At 71.5% G+C, this 2,715-nt stretch carries 1 protein-coding gene; it reads right to left on the bottom strand.

Translation table 11 applies throughout. The features are described from left to right. Nucleotides 1-2,631 (bottom strand): type I polyketide synthase (locus ACFYW3_RS39125; RefSeq protein ID WP_389389050.1); only part of this gene is annotated, 2,631 nt, incomplete at its 3' end. Nucleotides 2,632-2,715 lie beyond the last annotated feature (84 nt).

The raw sequence follows: 2,715 nt of genomic DNA, 5'->3' as shown, positions 1-2,715 counted from the left end.
CAGCCCCGCGATCAGCTCGTCCCGGCCGCCGCCCAGGACCACGGCACGGTGCTCGAACGCCGACCGCGTACCCGCCAGCGACAACCCCACGTCCGGGGAGGTGGCTTCGGTGTACTGCGTCAGATATGCGGCCAGTCGCGCGGCCTGGCCGCGCAGCGCGCCCTCGTTACGGCCGGAGATCACCCACGGCGCGGAGCCGCTCAGCACTGGGCGATCCGCGCCGCTCTCCGCAAGCTGCTCTTCCGGTGCCTGCTCCAGGATGACGTGGGCGTTGGTGCCGCTGATGCCGAACGAGGAGACACCGGCACGGCGCGGCCGCTCCGACTCCGGCCACTCCCGGTTCTCGGTCAGCAGTTCCACCGCGCCCTGCGACCAGTCCACCTGGTCCGTGGGCTCCTTGACGTTCAGCGTCGCGGGCAGGACGCCGTGGCGCATGGCCAGCACCGACTTGATCACACCCGCCACGCCGGCCGCGGCGGCCGTGTGGCCGATGTTCGACTTGATCGATCCGAGCCACAGCGGGGCGTCCTGCGGCCGGTCCTGACCGTAGGTGGCCAGCAGAGCCTGGGCCTCGATCGGGTCGCCCAGCTTGGTGCCCGTGCCGTGCGCCTCCACGACGTCCACGTCCGCAGCCGACAGGCCGGCGTTGGCGAGTGCCTGCCGGATCACCCGCTGCTGAGACGGGCCGTTCGGGGCGCTCAGGCCGTTCGACGCACCGTCCTGGTTCACCGCCGAGCCCCGTACGAGGGCCAGCACCTGGTGACCGTTGCGGCGGGCGTCCGACAGGCGCTCCACCGCCACCATGCCTATGCCCTCACCCCAGATGGTGCCGTCCGCATCGGAGGAGAAGGCCTTGCAGCGGCCGTCGGAAGCCATGCCGCCGAGGGTGTCGAATTCCGCGAACGCCCCGGGGGTGGCCAGCACGGTCACGCCGCCGGCCAGGGCCAGGTCGCATTCCCCGTTGCGCAGCGCCTGGACCGCCAGGTGCAGTGCCACCAGCGACGAGGAGCACGCCGTGTCGACCGTGACCGCGGGCCCTTCCAGGCCCAGCGCGTAGGACACCCGGCCGGACATCACACTGCCCAGGGCGCCGGTCATGCCATAACCGCTCGCCGCCTCGGGCGACCCCATGAGCACCACGGGGTAGTCCTGCGGTCCGCCGCCGACGAAGACTCCTGTCGAGCTGCCCTTCAGGGAGTGCGGGTCGATGCCCGAGCGCTCGATGACCTCCCACGAGGTCTCCAGCAGCAGCCGCTGCTGCGGGTCCATCGCCATGGCCTCACGCGGCGAGATCCCGAAGAACCCGGCATCGAAGTCACCGGCCTCGTGCAGGAAGCCGGCACGACCGCCGCCACCGGGAGCACCCCAGTTCTCCCACCCGCGGTCGGTGGGGAAGGCGGACAGGCCCTCCTCGTTGTCCAGCAGCAGACGCCACAGCCCCTCCGGGTCCGCGACCCCGCCCGGGAAACGACAGGCCATGCCGACGATCGCCAGCGGCTCGTCGTGGGGCGACCGGCCAACGGAGGCCGGGGTGGCGGCTCCGATCAGGCCGTCCACCAGTTGCTCGTGGAGATGCGCCGCGAGTTGCTGGGGGTTGGGGTGGTCGAAGACGAGGGTGGCGGGCAGGCGCAGGCCGGTGGCCTTGGTCAGCCGGTTGCGCAGTTCCATCGCGGTCAGCGAGTCGAACCCGAGGTCCTTGAACGGCTTCGCGGGCGCGATCTCCGCGGCGGAGGAATGGGCCAAGGCCTGCGCGGCCTCGGCACGCACCAACGCGAGCAGTTGCGCCCGTTGTTCCGTTTCGCTCAGGTCGGCCAGGGCGGCCCGGAGGACCATCCCGGGCGAGCCGTCGAGGAGTTCGGCGTCGCGCTCTCGGGCCTTCTGCAGGGCGGCGACGGCTTCGGGGATGTCCTCGATCAGGGGGCGTCGGCGTGCCAGCGTGTATCCGGGAGTGAACCGCTCCCAGTCCATGTCGGTGACCGTCAGTGCGGTCTCGTCCCGCTCGATCGCCTGACGCAGCGCCTGCACCGCCAACTGCGGCTCCATGCCGCGGATGCCCAGGCGCGCCAACTGCTCCGCAGCCGCGCCCTCGGCCATGCCGGTGGCCTTCCAGTTGCCCCACGACACCGACGTCGCCACCAGACCACGACCCCGACGCTCCCACGCCAGACCGTCCAGGAACGCGTTCGCCGCCGCATTGGCACCGTTGGCCGCGCTGCCCCAGGCAGCCGCGCCGGAGGAGAAGAGGACGAAGGCGTCCAGATCCAGCCCCGCCGTCAGCTCGTCCAGGTGACGGGCACCCAGAACCTTGGCGGCTGCGGTGTCGTCAAGGTGCTGGAGCGTGATGTCAGCCAGCTCCGCGTAGTGGGAGACACCGGCGGTGTGGATGACGGCCGTCAGCGGCTGTGCGGCCGGAATCGCGTCGATCACCGCGGCCAACGCGTCACGATCCGTCACATCGCACGCGGCGAACACCACGGTCGAACCCGACGCCGCCGCCGCGTCCGTCAAGTCCGATACACCATCGGCCTGCTCGACGTCCGGGCCGACGAGCACCACGCGCTCGGCACCCGACTCGGCCAGCCACCGGGAGACATAGCCGCCGATCCCATCGGCATCACCGGTGACCAGCACCGTCCCACGCGGAGCCCACTCACCCCCACCGGAACCCCCACCCAAAGGAGCCCTCACCAACCGGCGACCGAACACCCCCGACGA

It is taken from the genome of Streptomyces sp. NPDC002602, assembly GCF_042889445.1.
In the GTDB taxonomy this organism is placed as follows: domain Bacteria; phylum Actinomycetota; class Actinomycetes; order Streptomycetales; family Streptomycetaceae; genus Streptomyces.
The sequence above is the reverse complement of the archived record's forward strand: the minus strand, read 5'-3'. Positions and strand labels throughout refer to the sequence as shown.